A 24752-nucleotide genomic window follows, 5' to 3' on the forward strand; every position below is an offset into this window, starting at 1 on the left:
CAATGACGTTTACATTTACTACGAAGAATTGGTTGAGTCGTGATCAGTAAGATTGTTGATAAGCGTCAGGATAACCTTGCGGTTTGCCTCATTTAATCCACGGAATAAATCCAGCAAATGTTGCTCAGATTCAGTTATTCCAAGAGGTAGAGTACGGTATGCGTCAGGTCTTATTTTTGCTGCAACAGTTTGACGTTGGTGTTTCTCATAATGATGAGCAAGACGCATGACGATTTCCATATTCAGACTCATACCATGCAGCAAACTAAAATCGCGCAAACGTGTTTTTAAATCGTCAGGAATTCTTAGGCCAAACGCTTCTGAGTTGGTGTCGGTGGGATGTTTTTTTATAAACTCCCGAACAGCCGTTTTTCCGAAGCGATGGGTAAGGCTGTTTTGTAATAAAAACAACGCCTCACTGGTCGTGCTCCGATTGTGTTGTTTCGCTTCGAAACGCAGCCAAGACATCAGCTCAGCAGGTAGTCGAAGGCCAAAAGGTCCTTTTCTTTCGCTCATCTATTTAAGAGTGTAAACAGTTGTTATTGACATAGTTAGTTACCATCTGTAGTTTCATTACCACTGGTATCTATACCGAGGTAATTGGTTAGGCTTAGTGTGACTCAGTACTCGTGAACCCTTTGTGAAAAGGGGCGGTACAACTGACGGAACGTATTGCTAAAGATCAACGTTAAGGACAAGGCACGTAGTGTGAGAAACACATTATTAGAAAATGCTTTCAAGTTCGCACACGAAGGTATTGTCATCACGGACGAACACCATAAAATTGTTGATATCAATGATGCGATACAACAAATTACCGGGTATTCACGTTCTGATCTTATCGGCAGCGATCCCCAAATACTTAGCGCTGAAAGCCAAAATAAAATTTTAAATCAGACCGTATGGCAATCTTTGCAACGTAACGGTTTCTGGCATGGCGAAGTTTCAAACAAACGTAAGGATGGTTCACATTATGTTGCCCGTTTAAGTGTGAAACGGGTAAATGCGCTTGGGAAGGTGTTTTACCTGGGACATCTCAGCGATATTACTGCCGATAGGAAATATCGTGCCATCCTTTCCGACCTGGTTCTGAACCGTAATTCTCATCAGATTCTTAATAAAAACCGGCTGGAAAATGAATTTCGGCGTATGAGCATGATTGCCGATAATCAGAATGAAAAACTGGTTGTGGCATTTATGGATCTGGATGAATTTAAAACTATTAATGACATTCATGGTAAGGCTGCTGCAGATAATCTTTTGGATCAGGTTCCGGCACGTGTCAGAAGTGTATTGTCGGAAACGGACAGTATTGTGCGTTATGGCGGTGATGAGTTTGTGCTAATTATTGGGGGCATGAAAAATCATGCTGCTGCCACCGAGATTATTCAGAAAGTACTGACAGCAATTGGCCATCCATTTGTTTTTAACGACGTACCGATGATGGTGACGGCATCGCTTGGTTATACACTTTATCCAGAAGATAGTGGCAGTCTCGACACCTTAATCCGCCATGCTGATCAAAGTATGTATAAAGCCAAACTGGATGGTAAATCAACGGTTATAGCCTATGATCCAGGCGAAGAAGTACAAATAACCGAACGTAATCAGCAATTGCGTGAAATTGCCACGGCCATTAACGAAGACCAGTTTGTGTTGTTTTTCCAACCCAAAGTCACCCTGAGTACCGGCAATATTTTCGGTTTTGAAGCCTTGATCCGTTGGCAACACCCACAAAAAGGGCTGCTGATGCCCGATAAGTTTATTGATCAGGTATATGACACCGAACTGGAAGTCAGTCTGGGGCAATGGGTTATCTGTCGGGCTTTAAAACAACTCGCTGAATGGCAGCAGGCAGGTCATAACTATCAGTTAAGCATTAATCTCACTGCCTACCATTTATCGACCAGTGATTTCATTGATTGGCTGCAACAGCAGATTAAACGTTACCCTGATTTGGATACCCGTCGCTTTCAGATAGAAATTCTGGAAAGTAATCGCTTAAGTGATCTGAGCCTTATCAGTAATGTAGTTGAATTTTGTAAGTCAGAATTTGGTATCACTACAGCATTGGATGATTTTGGTACCGGTTATTCATCACTAACGCATATCCGGGTTTTACCTGTTGATGTAGTAAAAGTCGATCAAACCTTCGTTAGACGAATGTTGACCGAGCCGGAAGACTGCAAAATAGTGGAGGGCGTAATTGCCCTGGCACAATCATTTAATATTCAGGTAATTGCCGAAGGCGTTGAATCCATTGCTCACGGTGAGGTGTTATTAGCGATGGGCTGTAATCAGGCCCAGGGTTATGCCTTGGCTAAACCTTTACCGGGCGAACAAATTAAGAACTTTTTAGCGAACTATGAGCCATTCACTCAATGGTGTGCCCAATCTGACTTATTAAAAAATCATAAACAAGCGCGATTGAGTTTATTTTATTTTTATTTGAAGCATTGGATGCATCAACTTCAGGAAAGCCTGTTTGCTGAACCAGAGATCAAAACTGAGTGGCCAATTACTCAAATAGCAGATTCACATTGTGGGATCTGGTTGGAAAAAGCGAGTTATCATCATTATTTTGATAACGAAACCATTGCTAAAATTACTCAATACCATCATTACATATTTCAATCTGGAAATGATTTGCTCGCTAGCTACCTGGCAGGTGACGTTCATGCCAGCCGGGCAGGCTATCAGGCTCAAGTAAATACCTTCGAATCGGTGCTCGCGGAATTGAATTCCTTAATCAAACGAATGACAGACTAAACAGACTTTCTAATAACTTCTTGACATCACTCTTTAAGGTTGAAATGATATGATATATCATTATTTAACGGGTTCAGTGATGAAAGATAATTTGGCGGTCGCGTGTTCCGGAGCTTGTATGCTTCATTGTTTGCTTACTCCTATAGTCATCGGATTTAGTGCCGCAGGGTTATTAGGAGAATGGTTAAGCTCCGAATGGGTGCACAAATTGATGTTGGTCCCCGTGGTTTTGTTGGCGTTATTAAGTTTACCCAGCTCTTACAGGCAACATAAAAATCATTGGCCAATGTTATTGGGAATCCTTGGCATATCAACCATGGTGTCAGCGTTAGTCGGACCCGAATCATTGGAAACCTGGATAACCATTAGCGGCGGCATATTGCTGATTACAGCGCATCTATGGAATCGCAATTTAGCGCTGCAGTTGCTGCCAGCCCAAAGAGGACAGGTTAATGGATGAAGAGGCTTTATTAGCCGCTCCCGAAGCGGAATATATGAATGCTGAACAACTGGCATTTTTTGATCAACGTTTACAACAACTACGAACCGAAACCCTGGATGAAATCACCGCTATCAAAAACCAAATGTTAGGTAATAGTCAGGTCAGTGATGTTCTGGATAGGGCGCAACAGGAAGAAGAATCACAAATTGCTCTGCGAATTGCTGATCGAAAACGCCAGCTGATTCCAAAAATTGATGCTGCCCGCCAACGGATTCGTAGTGGTGAGTATGGTTATTGTTTGCAAACCGGAGAGCCAATCGGCATCGCTAGGTTATTGATAAGACCGACTGCTGAATATTGCACTGACGCCAAAACAATTAACGAACAAAAAGAAGGGGTTTATGAACACAAATCTCGATAAACGTTTGCCGGTCACGGTATTGTCCGGTTTTCTGGGGGCAGGTAAAACCACGGTACTCAATCATATTCTGAATAACCGCGAAGGACTAAAAGTCGCAGTTATCGTTAACGATATGAGTGAAATCAATATCGATGCTCAACAAATTCAGCAGGACGTGCAACTGAATCGTGCCGAAGAAAAGCTGGTGGAAATGAGCAATGGCTGTATATGCTGCACATTGCGTGAAGATCTCTTGATTGAAGTGCGTCAGCTTGCTGCAGAAAAACGTTTTGATTACCTGGTAATTGAATCAACTGGCATTTCGGAACCACTTCCGATAGCGGAGACTTTTACTTTTGCTGATGAAGATGGCGAAAGTTTGTCCCAAATTGCCCGTCTGGACACCATGATTACAGTAGTGGATGCAGTGAACTTTCTGCGGGATTTTAATGAAGCCAAAAATCTACAAGAGACGGGTGAAAGTTTAGGGGAGGATGACCAGCGTAGCGTAGCCGATTTGCTGGTGGATCAAGTCGAATTTTGTGATGTGATTTTGATCAGTAAAACTGATTTGTGTACGGCAGAACAGTTAACCGAACTCACCGGAATTTTGAAAAGCCTTAACACTGAAGCTGAATTGATTGCGATAGAAAATGGTCAGGTACCTTTAGATAAAGTGTTGGGAACGCAAAAATTCAGTTTTGAAAAAGCCGAGCAGGCCGCCGGCTGGCTGAAAGAGATGCGTGGTGAACACATACCTGAAACAGAAGAGTACGGTATTAGTAGTTTTACCTACGTTGCAAGAAGACCTTTTCATCCACAGAAATTCTTTGAGTTTCTGCACCAGGATTGGCCGTGTGGCAAGTTGATCAGATCTAAAGGCTACTTCTGGTTGGCCAGTCGTCCACAATTTGCCGGTCAGTGGAATCAGGCTGGCGGTATTGCTCGTTATGGTTTTGCCGGAATGTTCTGGAAAGCCATACCCGAAACTCGCTGGCCTCAGGATGCCGAAAGTTTACAAACCATCAAAGAAAATTGGCAGGAGCCCTTTGGTGATATGCGTCAGGAGTTAGTGTTTATCGGTCAGAATTTAAATCCACAAGCTGTGACTGCTCAACTTGATGGCTGTTTGCTAAACGATGATGAGTTACTGGCCGGCAAGCAGCTTTGGGAAACACTGCCAGATCCTTTCCCTGCATGGGATGCAGCTTGATATGAGTATCGCATTAGCAAGTCAATCTGTAACTGAGGAGCATCTGCGAAAGGATGTTTCACCATTAGTAATGACCGCAATTTACGATCCGCATATCAACCTGGTGGTTTGGCAGCGACAATTGCAGATAGAATTGCAGAATTACATTGACGCATTAACTCAAGGTCTCAATGCGTTACAATTGCGCACAGTTATTGCTCCTGCCGAGGTTGGGGAGTGGTTATCCGGGTTATTACCTGAAGATCCACGACGCGGTTTGTTTGTTGATGATGTTAGACAATTGGCAGAAATGTATGCAGATTTGTTTGAGTTAACAACCGTTGGCTTGCGGCTGAGTCTGATACACGAGACGATGTGTCCCAGATTTCATACTGACCATTTAATATGCCGAATGGTAACGACTTATCATGGTCAAGGCAGTGAGTGGTTGAAAGAAGAAGATGTGGATCGTTCAAAGCTTGGTGCCGGTGCAAAAGGACTACCGGACCATTTATCGGGAATATACCGGCATCAAAATGCCATTCAACAACTGCAACAGGGTGAAGTAGCATTGTTGAAAGGCGATGGTTGGATGGATAGTCAGGTGAGCGGCATTGTGCATCGTTCGCCACATATTCATAAAACTGAGAAAAGATTATTGTTAACTTTGGATTTTGCTGAGTGATTGGGAGCGGTTGAAAATGCGAGTAGCACCTTATTTATTTTCTGCGGTTTGTGGCTTTGGATTTATGTCCCTAACCTATGCCCATGAAGAGACTCATGATCATAAGCATCACGAGCATCACGAACATGAAGGTCATCGTCACCATGGAGCACATGTTCATGGCATGGCAACCTTGGATTTGGTGATGGATGATCAGGAATTGATGTTGCATTTGCAATCACCGTTAATGAATTTCTTAGGCTTTGAACATGAGCCAGAAACCGAGCAGCAAAAGGCTATTTATCAAGATATGTTGCAACAGCTTGAGCGTAAGGATAGCTTACTGACAGTTGAAGGTACCACTTGCCAAGCCGAATCAATAGAAATCGAAGATCCTTTCGCCAATCAGGACGAGGCAGGACATGCAGATGTTGATGTCAGTTATTTTCTTCGTTGTGAACAACCCGATAAAATCACCGGATTAAAAATCAATTTGTTTGATTTGTACAACCGTTTGGAGACACTACAAGTGCAAATGGTATTGCCTACTGGACAGCAACAATTAGAACTTAACCCGCAACGCACCACTATCCGGATCAACTAATGGCGACATTTGATGTAGATAACGTATTGCAACAAGCTGAGCGCAGTTGTGTTGAGCATGGTGCGCGTTTAACCAGTAAACGCAAACATATTCTTGAGGTGTTGTTAAAGGCTGAAGCACCTCGCTCAGCCTACGAAATTGCAGATTTGTATCGCCAACAAACAGATGAAAATATTCCGGTTATGTCCGTATATCGCATGCTGGATTTTCTGATGCAAAATAGTTTGGTCCATAAGCTGGCTTCTAATAATAAATTCATTGCCTGTGCTCATATTGCCTGTTCACATTCACATCAGACACCACAGTTTCTGATTTGTGATAAATGTCAGCAGGTGCGGGAAATCGGGGTTGATAAACAATTAATCCATGCGCTAGAAGAAAGTATCGAAAATAATCATTTCCAACTTAATAGCCCACAGCTCGAATTACATGGCGTTTGTGAAAGTTGCCAAGAACAACGCTAAACGGATAATTTCATACGTAATGTGACGTATTTTAACAGAAAGATGATGTGATATATCGTAATAGTTAATAGTGGGCCATAATTTTCGTCAGATTCTGCATAACTAAAATCTCAGGAGAAACCATGCTGGAAGTGAACCAGTTAACCAAATCATTTGGCAATCGGATTGCCGTTGATCATATCAACTTCCAAATTGCTTCCGGTGAAGTGTTATGTTTATTGGGGGCCAATGGGGCAGGTAAGACCACCACGTTAAATATGTTGTTGGGCTTCACCGCACCAAGCAGCGGTAGTGCCACATTAGATGGCGATGACCTCTATCAACAGGCTTCTTTATGTCGGCAAAAAATCATGTATGTGCCGGAAAACGTCAATCTTTATCCGCGTTTTAATGCCATTGAAAACATTCACTATCTGGCAGTGCTGGCCAAAATGAAATTAACTGACCAGCAAATCCACGAGGCTTTAAGCAGTGCCGGGCTTAAACAGGCTGACTTTACCAAGCATCTCGCAGAATATTCCAAGGGCATGCGCCAAAAAGTAGCCATTGCGTTTGCGTTGTTAAAACATGCTCGTTTGATTTTGATGGATGAGCCGACATCTGGTCTTGATCCTGTCGCCACACAAGACTTTATACAGGTGGTTAATACCATCAAAGAACGTGGAGCAGCGGTGTTGATTGTTACACATGATTTGTTATGTGCCCATCAATTGGCTGACCGTATTGGCATCATGAAACAAGGTCACCTGACCGATTTAATCACCACGCAATCATTAACACTCGACCAGCTAACGCAACGCTACTTTGACCAGTTTGCTGCTTAGTCGGTTCTGTTTATCCATCATAGCCGCCTCTGTTGTGACTGAAAATGTACCAATCAAGGCGCGAGGAGAGCAGTTTAGTGACGCTAAATAAACAACGAGCAACGCAGAGTGGTGGATTTTCAGCCACAACCCGAAGGGCTGGGACTATTTTTCCGCCCTACGGCGTTGGAAATGACTTATGTAGAACGACTACATCTCATCATTTCCGCCTTGTAGAACAAAAAAATAGTCTCCAGCAGTGGTGGCTATGATGGATAAATAGAACCTTGAGGAATAAACCGTGAAAAAAACACTTATCAGCAGCCTGATTGTGTCTGCTCTACCATTATCTGTGGTATTTGCTGAGACCGATAATGAACCCGCCGCCCGTATTGATCCCTTAGTGGTACTGGGTACTCGTCCGGATTATGCCGATGAGAACCTGGCCGGTTCACAGGATATTATCTCGCGAGAAGAGTTATCCATCAGTCATGTGAACAACACCATGGAGCTGTTTACTAAAATCCCCGGTGTTTATTTTTCCCGCTTCAATCAAGGGATTATTAATACGGATATTGGTATTCGTGGCTTTGCAGCCGAGGGAAGTACTCCCCACGCCAAGCTGTTAATCGATGGCATTCCTTCCAATTTGCATAATGGTTACAGCGAGATGGACCAGCTGTTTCCGGGCAATATTGACACCATTCAGGTTTACAAAGGCAACAGCGATCCGCGTTACGGTACGTTCAATGTAGCTGGTAACTACAATATTGCAACCCGCTCAGATATTGCCCGTGAAGTTGAAGTCACTCTTGGCAGTTATAACGCGCGTGAGATTCAGGGCTACTGGGGCGAACAGACCGGTAACCTGCAGCACAGTTATTTTGCCGGATATCGTGAATCGGAAGGTTACCGCGATAATTACGATATTGATAAATACAGTGTCGGTGGACGCTGGTTTTATGACTTATCAGACGATACATCACTCGGCTTTATTGCTCGTGTGGCGGAGTATGATGCCGATGCGCCGGGTTATCTAACCCAAGACGAAGCCCGTAAACATCCGACCCGTTCTGCAGCTTATGCCAGCCAGGATGGTGGCAATAAGGAAACCCAATCGTATAGCCTGCATTTTGATACGGCACTTCGTGATGATCTGACCTGGTCAGCTAAAGCCTATTACAACTATTACGAACGTGAACGTTGGGTGCGGTTTACCGAAAACAGAGGTTTGCAAAATCGTTATGACGAGCAGGATCACTATGGATTTATCTCGACGTTATCGTGGGATATTAATGAGCAGTGGGCATTAAACTGGGGATTTGATATAGAGCGTCAGGATGTATTGGAGCAGCGCTTCGGCACTATTGACAATATGCGGCAACGAGATACCACTAGTGTTGGTCGTAATTTTGATTACGATTTTATCAGCAAAGGAACCTACCTACAGGTATCGCACGCACCCAATGAGTTTATTGAATGGAATGCAGCGATCCGTGCTGACCAGATTGATGGGGATTTTAAACAGCTTAATGCGGCGGATGAGGTAATCAGTAATCAAGATAGTTATGACTATGGAACCATAGTTCAACCTAAATTCAATCTGTTTCTTTACCCAACGGATCAAGTTACTTTATTTGCCAATGTAGGACGTAGTTTTCAACACCCGGTGAGCAGCAGCGCTTATACCGCAGGGGATCGTTCCGCCCTTGATGTTTCCATCAATGATGGATGGGAGCTGGGGGTGAAATGGATGCCAACCTATAGTCTCGAATTTCGACTATCTTACTGGGAACAAAAAGCAGATGATGAGTTCGCGCTCGTAGATAACCTTCCCGTTAATATCGGCAAAACTTTCCGCAATGGCGCAGATTTTGGCATAAGTTGGATGGCAACGGATCGCCTTTCTGTATGGAGTAATTTCAGCAAGATTGATTCAGAGATCCAAAACTCTGATGCTAACAAAGGCAATGAATTACGCAGTATTCCATCCTACACCGCTTCAACAGGTGTGAGTTACTTGTTTACCCCGGTACTGACAGGACGTCTACATTACGATGCTCAGGGCTCGTCTTATATTAATGAAGCCAATAGCGGTGGCAAGTTCGGTAAATACAATCTGGTCAATGCCAGCATGGATTATGCAACAAGCTGGGGCAATATCAATTTCCAGGTGAATAACCTGTTCAATGAATACTACGAATATGTCTACGATAATGGCGGCGTGGATGGTGTGATTTATTCACCTGGCGATGGCATCAATGCAAGTGTTTCAGTGGCGTATAAGTTCTAATCATGATGAAAACCATTATTGAAATTGCTCGACATGAGCTGATCACACAATGGCGTAGTCAGACCTTGAAAATTCTATTGCCATTGTTATTGGTGTTAACGTCATTAATTGCGTTTTCCCATTGGCAACAGCAGCAGGATTTTATTGAGGCGCAAACCATTTGGCAGCAGCAGAATGATGCCAAATGGGAAGCCCAGCCAGATCGACATCCCCATCGTGCTGCACATTACGGCACGATGGTATTTCGTATCATCTCACCGCTTAGCTTTATTGATAGCGGCGTGAATCCGTTTGTCGGTAATGCCTTGTTTTTGGAAGCGCATCGGCAAAACAGCAGTAGCTTTAAACAATATGTCAGCAGCACGGCCTATATGGGGCTTGGCTATTTGTCAGGAGCGACCATTATTTTGGTTATCTGGCCATTGGTGTTGATCGCTTTAGCGTTTAATAGTGTGAGCGGTGAACGCGGACAAGGCACATTACGACAGTTGGTCTCCCAAGGTATCAGTGTAAAACAACTGTTATTTGGCAAAACACTGGCCTACCTTGCGATATCGCTGATTTTTCTGTTAGTGATTTTCGCCATTGCTATTGGATTTATGCTGTTATCGCATGTGCATGGCAGCGATGTATTACGTATGGGGCTAATGTTTTTTTTGTATTTGCTCTACTGTCTTTTATGGACCGTCACAGTGGTGTTGTTCTCTAACTGGTGCCGCACTAATCAGCAAAGCCTTTCAGCATTGTTACTGTTCTGGTTATTGACGGTTATTGTGATGCCTAAAATGGCTAACACTGTGGCAGAGATGCAATATCCGATGCCGGATCGTGCGGTATTTGATATTCAAACTGCACAGGAAATTGCCAAAGTGGGAGATTCGCATAACCCTGACGATCCACATTTCACCGAGTTTCGTGAAAAAGTGTTAGCAGAATATGGCGTCTCGAGTGTTGAAGATCTTCCGGTAAACTGGCGCGGTGTAGTGATGCAGGAAGGCGAGCGCATTACCAGCGAAGTCTTTACCCAACAATATGAAAAACTGATGCAAATCGCTGAACAGCAAAATCAACTGGTCGGTCATGTAGCGTGGTTTTCACCCTATTTATTAGCCAACAAGTTATCGTCTATTTTCGCGGCGACCAATGCAGGTAGTTTTTTGCATTATGAAAACGCTGCGGAGCAATTTCGCTTTAATTTCATCAAGCAGCTGAATCAGATGCATGCAGAACAAATCGACCATGCCCATGACCGTGAACAAAAAGTCTCGAATGAGCATTTGGCAAATCTGCAGCAATTTGATTATCAATCTCCTACCTTGCAGGACGAACTGAATTTGATTTACCTACCTTTATTAATATTACTGGGGTGGTTATTCATCGGTGTGTTGTTACTTTCCCGCAGTCGGAACGAGGTTGATTAGGTGAGATTTATTCAATTTGAATTACGCTTGTTATGGCAGAACAAGCTCTTTAAATGGCTGATGGCAGCTTATCTTCTAGCAGCTTTATTAGCCATTATCTGGGGCCAGATAGGACTACAACGTGAATATCAACAGCGGGCTATCAGCGAAGCAAATTACCAAGCCGAATTGGCAGGCTATAAGAAGGATGCTCCGTTAGCTCCATACGACTCGGGTTATATGAGTTATTACCAGTTTCATCCTGTCTGGCAAAAACCTTCTGCCTGGTCGGCATTGATACATGGTGAACGAAGCGAAGCGGCCACCCACACACGGGTTCGTTTATTAGGTTTGCAAAGCCAATTGAGCAATACGGCGACTGGCAATATTGCTGCTATGCCCATTGGTAAGCTGGACTTAAGTTTTATCTGGATTTACCTGATGCCGTTATTAATCGCTGCCTTAAGTTTAAATCTGCTTGCAGAAGAGAAGGCCAGCGGACGCTGGTCGTTATTGGCCTCCCAGGTGGCTAATAGCGGACTGTTATTAACTAAAAAAATGCTCATTGCTGCAGGCTTGCTGGCAGTCGTTAATATTGTGATATTACTTGCAGCGGTTGTACTGACGGATATCAGCTTAGATGGCTTATGGTGGCAGATTGCAGCGGTATTGTTAACCTACCAACTCTGCTGGTTTTTGATTACCGGCTGGATTATCAGTCTGCAACGTACTGCTATCTTTAACAGTTTGTTATTTATCAGCCTGTGGATTGTGTTTGCTTTTGTATTGCCAGGTTTGGCTTATCTGTATCAAACACAACAACAGCAACCCGCGGAGCATGTCTCAATGCTGTTTGATCAGCGTGAATATATGCATGGCAGCTGGGATAAAGATAAACAAGCGGATTTTGATGCCTATCTGCAAGATTATCCACAGTGGCAGACTACCGAGCCGATATTGCAACAACCATTTGACTGGCGTTGGTATTATGCGATGCAGCATATGAGCGATGTGATTGTGGCGGACGCTGTAGCGCAGTTTCGTGAGAGTCGCGTTAATTCATACCAAATTGGTAATCAAGTTGCCTGGTTATCGCCGTTGATGCGTTTGCAATACAGCATGAATCATTTCGCCGATACCGATATGTTGGCAAGTCAGGCATTTCTGGATCAGATTGGTGATTATCACCAGCAATTGCGCGAATATTTCTTTAACTTCTATTTTTTCGACAAGCCGTTTACCGAGACTGATTTCGCTAATATTCCTGTATTTGAATATCAGCCCGTAATGCAAAGCCATACGTTAAAAAGCTTAATTAATTTGGTGTTGATAGGCTTGTTTTTTGTTGGATTAATTATGCTGCAAACTCGCCGAAATCGTGGCTGAACAAACTTTTAAGCTGTTTCAAAAAGCGATACCGACCAATGTGATTACTGGTTTTCTCGGTGTCGGTAAAACCACGGCCATTCAGCATCTTTTAAATACTAAACCGGCAAATGAACGCTGGGCGGTTTTGATTAATGAGTTTGGCAAAGTGGGAATAGATAGTCAGTTACTGCAAACCGATGAGCACTCTGTAGGTGAGGTCACGATTCGCGAAGTACCCGGGGGCTGTATGTGCTGTGCTGCTGGTTTGCCGATGAAGGTGGCACTCAATCAGCTTATTGGTAAAGCTAAACCCGACAGATTATTGATTGAACCCAGTGGGTTGGGGCATCCGGAAGAAGTGATCGCCGTGCTGTCAGGAGACTTTTATCAATCGATCATTGATTTACGCGCCACGCTGACATTGGTTGATGCACGTCATATGTCTGATGCGAAATATCGCGAACATGAGACTTTTCAGCAGCAGTTACAGATCGCCGATCTGATCGTGGCGAACAAGGCTGATATGTATGGTCAGATTGAAATTGATGCGTTAACTGCCTACCTGGATGAAATGCATCTTCAGGAACTACCATTACAGGTTACTCAAGATGCAAAAATTAATCCTGAATGGTTAAAGCCAAAAGCTAAATTTAATCAGGCCATCTGGCATGAACAACCAGCGGTTTTTAATCTTGATAATGAAGAACAGCTTATTCTCGATTGTGGCTACCTGGCGGCGGCACAAAAGTTGAGTGGCTGGTATAGCTATGGTTGGCGGTTCAAATCAACATTTTGTTTTGATTACCAACCGCTGATGAAGTGGCTGGAGCAATTTAAACAGGTGCGGCTTAAAGCTGTTTTTCGAACCAGCGAAGGCTTTGTTGCTATCAATCAAGCTGATAACAACTTGATGATTAAAAGACTGCCCGGTCAGGCTGTGGAAAGCCGTATTGAGTTCATCACCGACAAGCCGCTTGATGCAAAAATAATGGAAAATCAACTACTCCAAATATGTGGGATAAATCATGCTAACCCGTCTTAAAAACGCTCGCGTATATGACCCAGTACAAAAACTCAATGGGGAACTCATGGATCTGTGGATCCGTGATGATCGAATCGTTGACCCGAAAAACATCAGTGATAAAGATTCGGCTATTACCTATGATTTAAATGGGGCCATTACCATGGCGGGCGGTGTTGATATCCACAGCCATATTGCAGGGGGTAACGTAAATACCGCACGTTTATTACTGCCGGATCAACATCGAAATCATCTGCAAAGACAGGAAAACCTGCCGTTTTATAATGCCCGCTGGTCGAGTTTTGAAACCGGCTATCGCTACACTGAAATGGGTTACAGCATGGTGGTGGAACCAGCGATGTTGCCGGTCAATGCGCCACAGGTGCATCGAGAAATGGCAGATATTCCCATCATCGATACGGCTGCGCTGGCGATTCTGGGTAGTGATGATTTGCTGGTATCCATGTTGCGAAGTGGTGCTTCCCAGGATCAGATTAATGACTATGTCAGCTGGACGATTAATACCACCCAGGCATTAGGATTGAAAGTGATTAATGCCGGTGGTTCACAGGCGTTTAAAGCCGGGGTTGAACAGTTTGGTCTGGATGATGAAGTACCGGATTATGGCATCAGCTCACGGCGCTTATTAACTTCATTGCAGACCGCCGTGCATCAATTGGGTATTCCGCACCCGGTGCATGTGCATTGTAATAATCTTGGTGTTCCCGGCAATGTACAAACCGCCATTGATACCATGGAAGCCGCTCAAGGCTTGCCGATGCATCTGGCTCATGTGCAGTTTTATGGCTATGGAGCCGAAGGCACTCGAGGTTTTTCTTCAGCTGCTGCTCAGTTGATGGAAACATTTAATCGCCACCCCAATATCACTATGGATGTCGGGCAGGTGTTATTTGGCCAAACAGTCACCATGTCTGGGGATATCATCGCTCAATTCTCCCGTCGTGGTGATGCCAGCCCACAAAAATGGGTAATGTGGCATGCCGAAAACGAAGGCAGTGGCGGCATCGTGCCTTACCAGTATAAAAAGGCCAGTTTTGTAAATGGTTTGCAGTGGGCCATTGGTCTGGAGATTTTCCTGTTATCCGGAGATCCCTGGCGTTTGTTTTTCACCACCGATCATCCTAATGGTGCACCGTTTACCCGTTACCCGGATTTATTGCATCTATTGATGGACTATGATTTTCGTATGGCCTGTCTGGCAGAACTGGATCCAGAGATCATGGAGTTGACCCTGCTCAAAGATCTGAAGCAGGAATTCAGCTTATACGATATTGCCATTATGACGCGGGCGGCCCCGGCCAAATTACTGGGATTGAATGACCGTGGGCATTTGCAACCTGGCGCTTTGGCCGATATTGCAGTTTATCGGGAGCAGGATGATAAAGCGGCGATGTTCAGAAAGGCGCAATGGGTCTTCAAAAACGGTCAGCTGATTATTGAGAACGGCGAGTTTGTGAAGCGTCAGTTTGGTCAAACGATGACCGTTAAACCACATTTTGATAGACAAATTGAAACCACAGTTAAAAACTACTTTGATCGTTTTTACTCGATGAATTTATCTAACTATGGGGTGCAACAGGATTTGTTATTTGATCAGCCTGAGCGTTTTTCTGCGATCAGGCTGTAATCATTTATTCTGTATATAACTCAATGTTGTCGGCTTTCATCGAATAGGCTGAAACTGCCACTTCATTTTCGGTGATGGTTGTTGTTAGCGTGCCCTCGACCCAATAGGGATCATAAAGATTTTGTTGGGCAACGCCTTCTTTGGAAGTGACATAAATAATTTGATTGGGCGGCGGCGGGGGATAATGGATACAGGCTCCGAAAAACGGCACCAGAAAGAATTCGGTCACCAGTTGTTGTTCGTTCATTTCAACCGGAACCATAAAACCGGGCAGACGAATCTGCCGTTGATCATATTCAGGTTTGACCTTGGCTGAAGTTAATGCCTGCTGGTAGCGATCATCTGCAGAATTTTCCAGTGCGCCGAGTAATTGGCTGCTGATTTCATCTTCAAATGAGCCGTCTTCTATTTCACTAAGGTATTCGGGCGGATTCATCAGTGCTTCCAGATCGTCCTCTGGCATCAAGTCTACCCAATCAATGGATTGGTATTTATTATCGGCAAGCAGCGGTTGAGTGAATATCAAACCCATTAATACTAAGAAATAAAGCCAGAACTTTGCAGGTTTTAGTGCGGTCATGGTGTATCCGAGAGGTTAAAAGTCGAGCGAAAATGTTATGTTATAACAATTATCAGGCCTACCAAAATTATCCTTTATTTAATCCGGTAAATGTATGACTAATCGTCCCGCTATCCAAATCGAAAATTGCCAATTTCGTTATCAGCCAAACTCAGACAAGGCTTTATTGCAAATTGCTCACTGGCAGGTTGATAAAGGTGAAACAGTATTTGTTTATGGCCCATCTGGTTCTGGAAAATCCACCTTGTTAAATCTACTGGCGGGCATCCTCTTGCCTCAACAGGGAACCATCAAACTGGATGAGATAACACTTAACCAACTCAGTCATCGCAGACGTGATGCCTTTCGGGCACGTCATATTGGCATGGTATTCCAGCGGTTTAATCTGATTCCTTATTTAACCGTGGCCGATAATATCAAGCTGGCCAGCCATTTTTCCAGTCACGATAAACCGTATTTGCAGCAGCGCAGTCTGGAACTGATGAACGACTTACAACTGGATATTGAATTGCTTGAACGACCTGCATCTCAATTGAGCGTCGGTCAACAGCAACGCGTGGCGATTGTCCGCGCTCTGATTAATCAACCTGAATTATTGATTGTCGATGAACCTACTTCGGCACTGGATAGCGATGCCCGCGATAGTTTTGTAGATTTATTACTGAAACAGGTCAAAGTGGCTGGAGCGACAATCATTTTTGTCAGTCACGATCGCAGTCTTGCACAACATTTTTCCAGACAGCTGGATATCCAGTCATTTATGGTCACGGGAGAAAAACATGCTGTTTAAACTGGCCTGGAAAAGTTTATTGGCAAGACGCGTCAGTGTGCTACTGACGGTGCTGATGATGACAGTGAGTATTTTTGTGTTACTGAGTGTGGAAACCATTCGCTATCAGGCCAAAGACAGTTTTAGCAAAACGGTTTCTGGCGTTGATTTGATTGTCGGCGCACGCACCGGTCAGGTGAATCTCCTGTTGTATTCGGTATTCCATATTGGTGTGCCAACCAATAATGTTTCCTGGCAGAGTTATCAGCAATTTGCGACCAATCCATCTGTAGCCTGGAGTATTCCAATTTCTCTCGGGGATTCGCATCGAGGTTATCGGGTGGTTGGTACTAGCACCGATTTTTTTGAATTTTTCCGCTTTGGAAATAAACAAGCGCTTACCTTTCAACATGGCAAAGCGTTTGATGAACATTTTGATGCAGTGATTGGCTCAGAAGTCGCCAAACAACTGGGTTACCAAGTAGATGATGCGATTGTTCTGGCACATGGTATTGCTAGTACCAGCTTTAGTAAACATGATGATCATCCGTTTAAAATTACCGGTATTCTTGCCCCAACTGGCACGCCGGTCGATCAATCTGTGTATGTGAGTTTACAAGGTATTGAAGCGATTCATTACAACTGGCAGGGCGGGGTGCGAATGCCGGGCACAGCCACACCAGAGTTAGAAGATTTGCAGCCAAAAACCATAACTGCATTTATGCTGGGACTTAATTCGCGGATACAGACATTTAATCTGCAACGCCAAATCAATGAGTACCGGCAGGAACCATTACAGGCAATTTTGCCTGGTGCGACATTGATGTCGTTATGGACAATGCTCAGCAGTGTTGAGCAGCTATTATTGTTGATTGCATCACTGGTGTTACTGGGCGCTTTAATTGGCATGGCAAATATGCTGCTGGTCTCGATGCGCGAGCGCCGCCATGAATTATCCGTGCTGCGTGCGTTGGGTTATCGACCAGGATTTTTGTTTGCCTTGCTGCAGCTTGAGGCCATGCTGATTAGTCTTGCAGCCGCTTTTACGGCATTTATCAGCTTGCAGTTAAGTATGTATGTACTTAAAGACTGGTTGTTGCAGGAGTATGGGATTTTGCTGACACGGTTATCTATCATCAATGAGTTTCTGTTTATGTTGCCGTTAGTACTTATCGCGAGTTTTCTTGTGGCGCTTATTCCGGCAATCAGTGCCTATCGACAAGGCCTCCATCAGCAATTGAATCTGTAACTCAAATGCGTTTGAGTTTTGGCAGATGCTGTTTTAGATGGGATTTAATATCTTCGACGTCGGCTGAAAATACCAACGCATAGATCTCACGCTGCATGGTATCAGTGATAAACGGGTAAATTTCATAACCTTCGGCGTAGAGTTCAGCCCTGGCACGACAGACTTTGCGAATGCCTTCGCTAAAAGCCAGGTTTTCTACGGCGGGTAAATCCGATTCGCCCATGGTCCATTGTTGCTCTTTCCAGTTATCAAAACACCATTGGCTTAACTGTAGAACAGGATCCGTTTTATCTTTTTCAACTTTATCCGCTTGCTCGCTACAGCCTAACAAGCAAAACAGACTGAGCATCAGAAAATGTTGTCGCATCGCTTAAGCCCCGCTGCAATTGTAATTGAAACCATATTGCCTGTTTTTACCATCAAACACCAACCTTTGATGCCCTGGAAAAATGATTGATAACAAGCAATGACAAAATGAATTTATCGCGTCATTATCAGCAGATAGTCATCATAAACGAGGCTGATGATGGATAAGTTTTCAACGGTTGGAGTGATTTTACTGCTGATTCTGGCGATTGTCGGTGGCTATATGACTGGCCTGTTTGCCGCAGGTTTATATGAATTGGGAAAACGTCGTTTAGGCAAGCTGCTCACGGTGATGCTTAATCTGGTGTTTTATATCGTTCCTGCCTGGGCGTTGATTAGTATTGTCAAAGAAGACGGGTTGCTATTTTTTTATGTGTTATTGCTGGTGTTCTATTTCCTCGGAATTCATGACTCAAAACAGACGTCAGTAGGTGAGAACAAACCGGATAAAAATTATGAACCCTATGACTAATGTTTAATATTTTGATTATGCACTTCTGACGGGAGTTAACTATTGAAAACGAACTATCATCGCAGTCAGCTTATTGTAGTTGTTATTCTGCTGGCTTGTGTCGTTTTGGCATTGCTCCCTTTCGAATCAAATGTCGGAAACCAATTAAGCCAAATGCTCAAAGTGACACTCACTGTCTATGCCATTGCCAGAGGATTGAACGCGGTTATTTCGGTAGCGCAGGGCACTGAACTCTCAATCGAGCCGATGGGGGTAGGCTTAACGTTAACACCTGGGCAGATATTGGATCCGCTGAATGATTTGATTGAACAATTTTCTACCGTTTTATTGATGGCTTCTGCATCACTGGGCATCCAGAAGATCCTGTTATCAATGGGGGATATCGCCATATTCCGCTGGGTATTAGCTGGCTTTGCGGCTGTCGTTATTGTGTTGATTCTTTGGCAAAAGCTGCCAGAACGTTGGGCTGCGAGATTGTTCAACCTGGTGTTGGTTATTACCTTATTGCGTTTGGCAATACCATTGACGATCCTGGCATCCAATCAAGTACAGGTTTGGTTGGAACATGACAGACAGGATGCGATAGCAGTTTTGCAAACGACCCAACAGGAAGTGGCTGCGCTTCAACCCGATCCTGATGAGCCTCAACGCACGTGGTATCAAGGCTTTAAAGATAATTTAGATGTGAAAGCCAGATTACAGGATATTCAACAGAAAGCAGAGCAAGGGATTAATGCTGCAATCTATTTATTAGCTGAATTCGTATTGATTATGTTGATTCTGCCTATTGGATTTCTGTTTTTTGCCTGGCGATTGATAAATAGAATCACCAGGTCCTAAGCAGGATTATTTTAAAAACCCAAGCTTTGTTGCCACCGTTAACTGTCGGTCGAGACAACGTTTTGTTCGGTTAAACAGAGGGCTTTTATCGGTAAGCCAGCAGCAAAAAGTGATTAAATAAATGCTGGTTAAAACGGTTTCGTCGAATGCCCGCCAAGGTAAGGTTGAGTTTTGGTTTGCCCCTTCACGCAGCCATTGTACGGTGCGGCTGATACGAAGCAGTGCAGGTATCTGGATATGCAGATGACCAGGCTCCAGCTTGTTTAAAATCATTTGGCGGGTCACTTTGTGATTAATTGCTAGTGAGTCGAGCCAAGTCATCAGTAGATTGTGAAATTTCTGTTGATTGCTAAGTGTTGGAAAGAGTGAAGCTTGGGAAGCTGAAAGCATTTGTCTATCTGCCCGTTCGAACCAGGCATCGCTGATTTGTTCTTTTTCAGCGAAATATTCATAAATATCGGCAAGGGAAATATCCAATTCGGTAGCGATATCATGCAGACGCAATGATTCCCAGGACGACTTGGCAGCCAGATTAACGGCACTATCAATAATGGCGTTATATAAATCAGTTTGTTGCGTCATGATTTACCTCCATCTTGCGGCTAATTCAAGCATAACCTGATTTATACAGCAGACACAAAAAAGCGACTAGTCGGGGCTTTTTTGAGGTTTCGCTTTTCTGCAGATTAACGGTTGCAGATGTACATTGTTACTTCAAAGCCGAAACGCATATCTGAGTATTCTGGTTTAGTCCACATGTCTATTTCTCCAAATTTGTTAAGCAATAAATTTTGCTACGGTTCAAATCATACGCTGGCAAAAATATTAAACCCTCAGCATTCGGCTTTACGCCTCTCAGGATTTTCCTGAATTGATAAACATTTTTTCGCCAGCATTTACAATTTTGATTTCACGCTGGGGATAAGGTATCTCAATATTATTTTCTTTCAAGGCATCCCAAATCATTAATAACAAATCTGCACCCACACGATTTGGCCCGTCATCGATACCTTCCATCCAGAACTCAATCAGGATATCGACACCTGATTCCCCGAAACCAGCAATCTCAGCATCAGGACGTTCTTCAATCGGCACATTATCACCACTGATAACCCGTGGGTGACTGGCAACGACTTCACGAAGTAAATCAAACAAGAAATGTAAATCGGTTTTGTAGGAAACCTGGAATTCAATGTCGTAGCGTTGTTTAAAGTTTTTATGCGTCCAGTTGGTAAAACTGGTGGTGATAAATTGCTCATTGGGCACCATGATATCTTTACCATCATAGGTCTCTAGCGTAGTGGAACGCATATTCAGCTCACGAATTACGCCTTTGCGTCCATCTTCCATTTCAATGTAGTCACCTACACTCAATGAGCGTTCAAGTAACAAGATAATACCGGAGATAAAATTTGAAGCGATGGATTGTAATCCAAAGCCTAAACCGACACCTAACGCACCACCGAATACGGCTAGAGCTGTCAGATTAATGCCCATGATCTGCAATAGCAGAATGAACACAATGAAAAACAGAGCGATTTGAAATAGTTTGGCAAACACCTCACGGGTGCCAACATCTAAATCTTCCTGACTGCGAATGATTTGCTGCCCGGCATTGCTGGAAATGCGTCCTAACCAGAACAGAATCGTGCCGAATATTAATACTCGAATGATGCCATAGGCAGAAATATTAATATTGCCGACTTCAAATGACATGGATTCTAGGTAGGCAATAACTGCATCAAGCCAACCAAATAATTGCAAAATGGCGATTGGCAAAATAATCCACAACGCGAGCTTCTTAAATAATGCTTTATGAACCAGGCGATCTATTAATTTATAGAGCATGAAGATCACTGCCCAGCTCATGCAGACTTGAATCAACCAGCTTTGACCTATCCACATTTGGCTAATATCGGCGGCAATGGAAAATGCCAGAATAAGCATTAACGGTAAGATCAAATTACGACTTTGATAAATACGATTACGCATTTTCAGTAATGGGCCGGTAGCCGGGATTTGTCTTAATAAGGGTGAGCGATTTTTCAGAAAACTGGCAAATGAATAGGCCAGCAGCCCTGATAAAACGATTAAGCCGATTTGAGAATAAAATTTCGGACTGCTTGCCCAATCCATGACAATGCTCAGAGCTTGAAAGAAAAGGGTTTCAATTTGCTGGATATCCATTCTCATACCGTAAGCTGCGTTTAAAGAGTGCCAATGTAAGCGAGCATCGATCCATGATCAAGCCAGTTCATGCGTGACATTTAATTTCATCGATTGATTTTGAAAAAGGCAAAATGCACTAATGGAAAAAATTGAAGATATCTCTGCGGAAACTACTGATGTAACAGCTGCTAACAGTGGAAGTGTTAAGCGGTTTGTGAAGTATTTTTTTAGGGGTAAATGAAAAAAAATTATTGATTCAAGTACATTCTGAGTTCAAACAGAGCAATATTGGCGCAATATGCGAAACAGCTTTTGAAGTGGCATAACCGTTCAATAAACTCTAGAGATTAGTAATCTATCTTGTTAGCGATTAATAACCGCCAGATACAAAAAAGCCCCGGATACCGGGGCTTTTCGTTTCACCCGAAGGTGAAAAACAAACTGTTATCGTAGCAATTATGCAGGAACGATGTTTTCAGCTTGTGGACCTTTTTGACCTTGAGTAACATCAAATGTTACACGTTGGCCTTCAGTCAATGTTTTGAAACCGTCACCTTGGATTTGACGGAAATGTGCGAAAACGTCAGGGCCGTTTTCTTGTTCGATAAAACCAAAGCCTTTAGCTTCGTTAAACCATTTAACTGTTCCAGTTGAAGACATAAATCATCCTATTTTTTGTAAATCTAAAAATGCCCTAATCGGGCGGGTATGCTGTAAGTGGAGCGGGTATTTTGAAAACAGGACGAGTACTCTTTGGATCTAACATTAAAGCGGAAACATCGAACTTGAAAACAAATATCTGTCGTACTTGCAAGCACAATCGACTATATAGAGATTATTTGTAAAGGTCAAAGCTTATTTTAGTAATAATCACAATATTAATCTCCATATGGTAAATGTTGGGTTTAGTTTAAGCAGACTCAAGCGTTTCATTGAGTGGCTTAGACTAGTTTGTCGCTGGTAAAGGTGGCGTTTTTTTGACGTCTTTCACGGAACCACCTTAATGAGGGTTTTTCGACGTAATAGTGCATTAATATCGCCAGGATAAACGAAACGACAAGGGCAATTGAAACGCCCATCAAACCAGATAATCCAAAGGCATAGCTTTGATCTATGATGCCGTAACCAATATTCTGATGTACCAGATAAAGAGAATAAGACAGGCTGCCCAACCATAGCGTGACTTTGTTAACGATGAAGTTTAAATAGCCACTTATTGCTAATACAAACACGCCGTAACAGCTCAAAACAAAGATATTGAAAGGTGCCGGATAGGCGATCAGTGCATGACTCATTGATAAGGCCAAGAAGAAAACCTCTATGGCAGCCAGACTACCGGTTTTATGCCAGCGATATAACAAAATCCCGCTAATAAATAATGGTGCGTAGCTAGTAAATAATAACTCAGTTGCAATAAATAACATTGTTGGCGATAAACTTTCTAAATTTATAACACCCACGTAACTCAGTATTATCCAGCCAAATAACACTGTGCGTAATTGCTGCCAGCTTTTCAATGTGTAAAACAGAAGTGCCATCCAGGCATAAAAGGTCACTTCAATCACCAGACTCCAATAAGCTCCATCAACATGTGCATGGTCCAGGTAACTATGTAACAGCGTAAAGTTCAACAATGCCGAACTTAACGGCACGGCACGGTCATATGGCCCGAGGGCATGCACAAACAAAAAGGTAAGAATAATACCAACCCATAAGGCCGGTAATAAACGAAAGGCACGGGCTAAACCAAACTTGGTTGCATTTTCTGTTCGTTCCAGTGTCATGAAAATAACAAACCCACTGAGCATAAAGAAGAGATGTACCCCATAGCGGCCAAATTCGAGAAAATCTGGTGGGGTAAAGGCGTGACCGTATAGTTCGTTGTAATAAGGAAGGTAATGAAAAAGGACTACGCCTAAAGCTGCTATGCCTCTTAATGCATCAAGTGCTTGAAGCCGGTTTTTGGCCGGTGTCATACAACGCTCCTGCTATAAAAATAAAGATGACTATAACGTCAGAGTCTTAACTCAATCTTAACCTAGGCTATATGAACAGGAATTAATGTTATTTGAGAATGGATGAAGTTTGATAAAAACTAGGGTTTGTTGATCTTTCTTAGCCTCGGGCTGTGGTGGCTGTGAAAGATAAACAGGGCTTAGGCTACGACGCAGTTTTTACCCTGGTGTTTGGCAATGTAAAGATTGCGATCTGCCCGGCTGAGCAGGGCAAAAATCCCATCATCCTGTTCACTATATTCGGTCAGCCCAATACTGACAGTGAAGCTAACATTTTCACCACTAACGAGTGGCAAGGTTAAATTTTCAACGCATTCACGCATACGTTCAGCTAAAGTCAATGCTGAAGCCAGTTCGGTTTCAGGTAGGATCATGGCAAATTCTTCACCTCCAATACGTCCGAAAATATCGTATGAGCGCTTGGAGGTCATGATGCATTCACTGAATAACTTGATAGCTTCATCACCCGTGTTATGACCATGTAAATCATTTATCCGTTTGAAGTCATCAATATCAAACATCAACAGACACAGAGTTCGGTTGTATCGTGATGTGCGTTGCAGCTCGGTTTCTGCCTGGGCAATAAATGCTCGGCGATTCCACAGTCCGGTTAGATCATCCGTATTGGCCAAATATTCCAGTGTTTTTGCCACTTCTTCCAGCTCGAAATTCTTTTCCATAATATCCAGATTAGCTTCAAAGATATTACGTAACTGCACCATCATTTTTATTTGCAGCTCACTGTAATAATGGGTTTTTGTATCCAGCACGCATAAGGTGCCAAATGGATCTCCGTTAGGCCAGATAACAGGTACTCCAAGATAGTTGACCATGCCTAAGTTGTGATCGTATTTATCTTTCCATTGTGGATCTTCATTTGCATTAGCAACAAACAGCGTTTGTTGCTGACGAATGGCAAATTCACAATAGGTATCTGAGCCGGTTAGATTAAATTTTTGATTAATTTGATAAGGATTTTCAATCGCACGGTTTTTGACCATTACAGCGAGTTCATCACTTTCATTTAAATGCGTCAGCAATACAACAGGCACTTCCATAAACTCAGCAAATAAATCGATCAGATCCTGCCATTGCTGGAAATAATCGTCGCTGACTACCGGATGAGACATATCTGCTCTGTTTTTCAAGGAGTTGATCCTTTTTGTAAAACTAATGTGGAGCATACAATAAATTTAAAACGAGTCCTTAACCTATTTAATATGT

Annotated in this window: 26 protein-coding genes; 17 read left to right on the forward strand and 9 right to left on the reverse strand. The window is 43.2% G+C overall.

Features of this window, described 5'->3' with window-relative positions:
- Positions 1–18: 18 nt before the first annotated feature.
- Entirely contained in the window at positions 19–516 is a 498-nt protein-coding gene (locus E8Q33_RS04745; protein ID WP_084002884.1) for an Arc family DNA-binding protein, read from the reverse strand.
- A 192-nt stretch (positions 517–708) separates the two neighbouring features.
- Between E8Q33_RS04745 and E8Q33_RS04750 the strand changes: the two genes are divergently transcribed.
- The 13 genes from E8Q33_RS04750 to E8Q33_RS04810 all read left to right on the forward strand — a co-directional run bounded on the left by E8Q33_RS04750 (position 709) and on the right by E8Q33_RS04810 (position 15068).
- Entirely contained in the window at positions 709–2769 is a 2061-nt protein-coding gene (locus E8Q33_RS04750; RefSeq protein ID WP_168800152.1) for a GGDEF domain-containing phosphodiesterase, read from the forward strand.
- Positions 2770–2848: 79 nt separating this feature from the next.
- On the forward strand, positions 2849–3229 hold the full coding sequence (locus tag E8Q33_RS04755) for a MerC domain-containing protein (RefSeq protein ID WP_069295227.1): 381 nt from the start codon (positions 2849–2851) through the stop codon (positions 3227–3229).
- On the forward strand, positions 3222–3632 hold the full coding sequence (locus E8Q33_RS04760; protein ID WP_136553187.1) for a TraR/DksA C4-type zinc finger protein: 411 nt from the start codon (positions 3222–3224) through the stop codon (positions 3630–3632). Before E8Q33_RS04755 ends, E8Q33_RS04760 begins: the two co-directional genes overlap by 8 nt.
- Positions 3613–4824 carry a zinc metallochaperone GTPase ZigA gene (zigA, locus tag E8Q33_RS04765; RefSeq protein WP_136553189.1) on the forward strand — a complete coding sequence of 404 codons (1212 nt, stop codon included), beginning with the start codon at positions 3613–3615 and terminating at the stop codon, positions 4822–4824. The genes E8Q33_RS04760 and zigA overlap by 20 nt, the downstream gene beginning before the upstream one ends.
- A gap of 1 nt (position 4825) precedes the next feature.
- Positions 4826–5488 carry a DUF1826 domain-containing protein gene (locus E8Q33_RS04770; protein ID WP_168800153.1) on the forward strand — a complete coding sequence of 221 codons (663 nt, stop codon included), beginning with the start codon at positions 4826–4828 and terminating at the stop codon, positions 5486–5488.
- 16 nt (positions 5489–5504) lie between these two features.
- The gene (locus E8Q33_RS04775; RefSeq protein WP_136553193.1) at positions 5505–6071 is read left to right on the forward strand and encodes a DUF2796 domain-containing protein; all 567 of its coding nucleotides are present in this window, start codon (positions 5505–5507) and stop codon (positions 6069–6071) included.
- Entirely contained in the window at positions 6071–6535 is a 465-nt protein-coding gene (locus E8Q33_RS04780) for a Fur family transcriptional regulator (RefSeq protein ID WP_136553195.1), read from the forward strand. Before E8Q33_RS04775 ends, E8Q33_RS04780 begins: the two co-directional genes overlap by 1 nt.
- 122 nt (positions 6536–6657) lie before the next feature.
- Positions 6658–7359, forward strand: a complete 702-nt coding sequence (locus E8Q33_RS04785) for an ABC transporter ATP-binding protein (protein WP_136553197.1) — start codon at positions 6658–6660, stop codon at positions 7357–7359.
- 280 nt (positions 7360–7639) lie between these two features.
- On the forward strand, positions 7640–9631 hold the full coding sequence (locus E8Q33_RS04790; RefSeq protein WP_136553199.1) for a TonB-dependent receptor: 1992 nt from the start codon (positions 7640–7642) through the stop codon (positions 9629–9631).
- 2 nt (positions 9632–9633) lie between these two features.
- Positions 9634–11052 (forward strand): DUF3526 domain-containing protein, encoded by a 1419-nt coding sequence (locus E8Q33_RS04795; protein WP_136553201.1) that lies wholly within the window; start codon positions 9634–9636, stop codon positions 11050–11052.
- A complete protein-coding gene (locus E8Q33_RS04800) occupies positions 11053–12417 on the forward strand; it encodes a DUF3526 domain-containing protein (protein ID WP_247869929.1) in 1365 nt (454 codons plus the stop codon).
- Positions 12410–13441, forward strand: a complete 1032-nt coding sequence (locus tag E8Q33_RS04805; RefSeq protein WP_136553203.1) for a GTP-binding protein — start codon at positions 12410–12412, stop codon at positions 13439–13441. The genes E8Q33_RS04800 and E8Q33_RS04805 overlap by 8 nt, the downstream gene beginning before the upstream one ends.
- The gene (locus tag E8Q33_RS04810) at positions 13425–15068 is read left to right on the forward strand and encodes a formylmethanofuran dehydrogenase subunit A (RefSeq protein WP_136553205.1); all 1644 of its coding nucleotides are present in this window, start codon (positions 13425–13427) and stop codon (positions 15066–15068) included. The genes E8Q33_RS04805 and E8Q33_RS04810 overlap by 17 nt, the downstream gene beginning before the upstream one ends.
- A gap of 4 nt (positions 15069–15072) precedes the next feature.
- Here E8Q33_RS04810 and E8Q33_RS04815 read toward each other — a convergent pair whose 3' ends face one another.
- The gene (locus tag E8Q33_RS04815) at positions 15073–15648 is read right to left on the reverse strand and encodes a DUF3299 domain-containing protein (protein WP_136553207.1); all 576 of its coding nucleotides are present in this window, start codon (positions 15646–15648) and stop codon (positions 15073–15075) included.
- Positions 15649–15742: 94 nt separating this feature from the next.
- On the opposite strand from E8Q33_RS04815, the gene E8Q33_RS04820 reads away from it, so the two are divergent.
- Positions 15743–16438 (forward strand): ABC transporter ATP-binding protein, encoded by a 696-nt coding sequence (locus E8Q33_RS04820; protein WP_136553208.1) that lies wholly within the window; start codon positions 15743–15745, stop codon positions 16436–16438.
- A complete protein-coding gene (locus E8Q33_RS04825; protein ID WP_136553210.1) occupies positions 16428–17666 on the forward strand; it encodes an FtsX-like permease family protein in 1239 nt (412 codons plus the stop codon). Before E8Q33_RS04820 ends, E8Q33_RS04825 begins: the two co-directional genes overlap by 11 nt.
- A gap of 1 nt (position 17667) precedes the next feature.
- Here E8Q33_RS04825 and E8Q33_RS04830 read toward each other — a convergent pair whose 3' ends face one another.
- Complete coding sequence (locus tag E8Q33_RS04830) at positions 17668–18033, reverse strand: hypothetical protein (protein WP_069295213.1); 366 nt, start codon at positions 18031–18033, stop codon at positions 17668–17670.
- 156 nt (positions 18034–18189) lie between these two features.
- Here E8Q33_RS04830 and E8Q33_RS04835 point away from each other — a divergent pair, with 156 nt between their 5' ends.
- Both E8Q33_RS04835 and E8Q33_RS04840 read left to right on the forward strand, forming a co-directional pair.
- Positions 18190–18504, forward strand: a complete 315-nt coding sequence (locus E8Q33_RS04835; protein WP_245652027.1) for a hypothetical protein — start codon at positions 18190–18192, stop codon at positions 18502–18504.
- Between the two features lie 42 nt (positions 18505–18546).
- Entirely contained in the window at positions 18547–19344 is a 798-nt protein-coding gene (locus E8Q33_RS04840) for a hypothetical protein (protein WP_247869930.1), read from the forward strand.
- 6 nt (positions 19345–19350) lie between these two features.
- Here the strand turns inward: E8Q33_RS04840 and E8Q33_RS04845 are convergent, their stop codons facing one another.
- The 6 genes from E8Q33_RS04845 to E8Q33_RS04870 all read right to left on the reverse strand — a co-directional run bounded on the left by E8Q33_RS04845 (position 19351) and on the right by E8Q33_RS04870 (position 24676).
- Positions 19351–19926 (reverse strand): TetR/AcrR family transcriptional regulator, encoded by a 576-nt coding sequence (locus tag E8Q33_RS04845; protein WP_136553211.1) that lies wholly within the window; start codon positions 19924–19926, stop codon positions 19351–19353.
- Positions 19927–20030: 104 nt separating this feature from the next.
- The gene (pqqA, locus tag E8Q33_RS04850) at positions 20031–20102 is read right to left on the reverse strand and encodes a pyrroloquinoline quinone precursor peptide PqqA (RefSeq protein WP_081443609.1); all 72 of its coding nucleotides are present in this window, start codon (positions 20100–20102) and stop codon (positions 20031–20033) included.
- A 97-nt stretch (positions 20103–20199) separates the two neighbouring features.
- A complete protein-coding gene (locus E8Q33_RS04855; protein WP_069295209.1) occupies positions 20200–21531 on the reverse strand; it encodes a mechanosensitive ion channel family protein in 1332 nt (443 codons plus the stop codon).
- A 438-nt stretch (positions 21532–21969) separates the two neighbouring features.
- The gene (locus E8Q33_RS04860) at positions 21970–22173 is read right to left on the reverse strand and encodes a cold-shock protein (protein WP_014706925.1); all 204 of its coding nucleotides are present in this window, start codon (positions 22171–22173) and stop codon (positions 21970–21972) included.
- A 281-nt stretch (positions 22174–22454) separates the two neighbouring features.
- Complete coding sequence (locus E8Q33_RS04865) at positions 22455–23489, reverse strand: acyltransferase (protein ID WP_136553213.1); 1035 nt, start codon at positions 23487–23489, stop codon at positions 22455–22457.
- Positions 23490–23668: 179 nt separating this feature from the next.
- Positions 23669–24676 carry a sensor domain-containing diguanylate cyclase gene (locus tag E8Q33_RS04870; RefSeq protein WP_247869932.1) on the reverse strand — a complete coding sequence of 336 codons (1008 nt, stop codon included), beginning with the start codon at positions 24674–24676 and terminating at the stop codon, positions 23669–23671.
- Positions 24677–24752: the final 76 nt, after the last annotated feature.

Source organism: Methylophaga sp. SB9B, assembly GCF_004832235.1.
In the GTDB taxonomy this organism is placed as follows: Bacteria; Pseudomonadota; Gammaproteobacteria; order Nitrosococcales; family Methylophagaceae; genus Methylophaga; species Methylophaga muralis.

What these genes read in the sequence shown, in the direction of transcription:
- E8Q33_RS04865 (WP_136553213.1), bottom strand. Translation starts at nt 23,489, where the DNA reads ATGACACCGGCCAAAAACCGGCTTCAAGCACTTGATGCATTAAGAGGC.
- E8Q33_RS04860 (WP_014706925.1), bottom strand. Translation starts at nt 22,173, where the DNA reads ATGTCTTCAACTGGAACAGTTAAATGGTTTAACGAAGCTAAAGGCTTT.
- E8Q33_RS04755 (WP_069295227.1), top strand. Translation starts at nt 2,849, where the DNA reads ATGAAAGATAATTTGGCGGTCGCGTGTTCCGGAGCTTGTATGCTTCAT.
- E8Q33_RS04825 (WP_136553210.1), top strand. Translation starts at nt 16,428, where the DNA reads ATGCTGTTTAAACTGGCCTGGAAAAGTTTATTGGCAAGACGCGTCAGT.
- E8Q33_RS04795 (WP_136553201.1), top strand. Translation starts at nt 9,634, where the DNA reads ATGATGAAAACCATTATTGAAATTGCTCGACATGAGCTGATCACACAA.
- E8Q33_RS04775 (WP_136553193.1), top strand. Translation starts at nt 5,505, where the DNA reads ATGCGAGTAGCACCTTATTTATTTTCTGCGGTTTGTGGCTTTGGATTT.
- E8Q33_RS04810 (WP_136553205.1), top strand. Translation starts at nt 13,425, where the DNA reads ATGCTAACCCGTCTTAAAAACGCTCGCGTATATGACCCAGTACAAAAA.
- E8Q33_RS04820 (WP_136553208.1), top strand. Translation starts at nt 15,743, where the DNA reads ATGACTAATCGTCCCGCTATCCAAATCGAAAATTGCCAATTTCGTTAT.
- E8Q33_RS04785 (WP_136553197.1), top strand. Translation starts at nt 6,658, where the DNA reads ATGCTGGAAGTGAACCAGTTAACCAAATCATTTGGCAATCGGATTGCC.
- E8Q33_RS04780 (WP_136553195.1), top strand. Translation starts at nt 6,071, where the DNA reads ATGGCGACATTTGATGTAGATAACGTATTGCAACAAGCTGAGCGCAGT.
- E8Q33_RS04760 (WP_136553187.1), top strand. Translation starts at nt 3,222, where the DNA reads ATGGATGAAGAGGCTTTATTAGCCGCTCCCGAAGCGGAATATATGAAT.
- E8Q33_RS04855 (WP_069295209.1), bottom strand. Translation starts at nt 21,531, where the DNA reads ATGGATATCCAGCAAATTGAAACCCTTTTCTTTCAAGCTCTGAGCATT.
- E8Q33_RS04830 (WP_069295213.1), bottom strand. Translation starts at nt 18,033, where the DNA reads ATGCGACAACATTTTCTGATGCTCAGTCTGTTTTGCTTGTTAGGCTGT.
- E8Q33_RS04845 (WP_136553211.1), bottom strand. Translation starts at nt 19,926, where the DNA reads ATGACGCAACAAACTGATTTATATAACGCCATTATTGATAGTGCCGTT.
- E8Q33_RS04745 (WP_084002884.1), bottom strand. Translation starts at nt 516, where the DNA reads ATGAGCGAAAGAAAAGGACCTTTTGGCCTTCGACTACCTGCTGAGCTG.
- E8Q33_RS04770 (WP_168800153.1), top strand. Translation starts at nt 4,826, where the DNA reads ATGAGTATCGCATTAGCAAGTCAATCTGTAACTGAGGAGCATCTGCGA.
- zigA (WP_136553189.1), top strand. Translation starts at nt 3,613, where the DNA reads ATGAACACAAATCTCGATAAACGTTTGCCGGTCACGGTATTGTCCGGT.
- E8Q33_RS04815 (WP_136553207.1), bottom strand. Translation starts at nt 15,648, where the DNA reads ATGACCGCACTAAAACCTGCAAAGTTCTGGCTTTATTTCTTAGTATTA.
- E8Q33_RS04835 (WP_245652027.1), top strand. Translation starts at nt 18,190, where the DNA reads ATGATGGATAAGTTTTCAACGGTTGGAGTGATTTTACTGCTGATTCTG.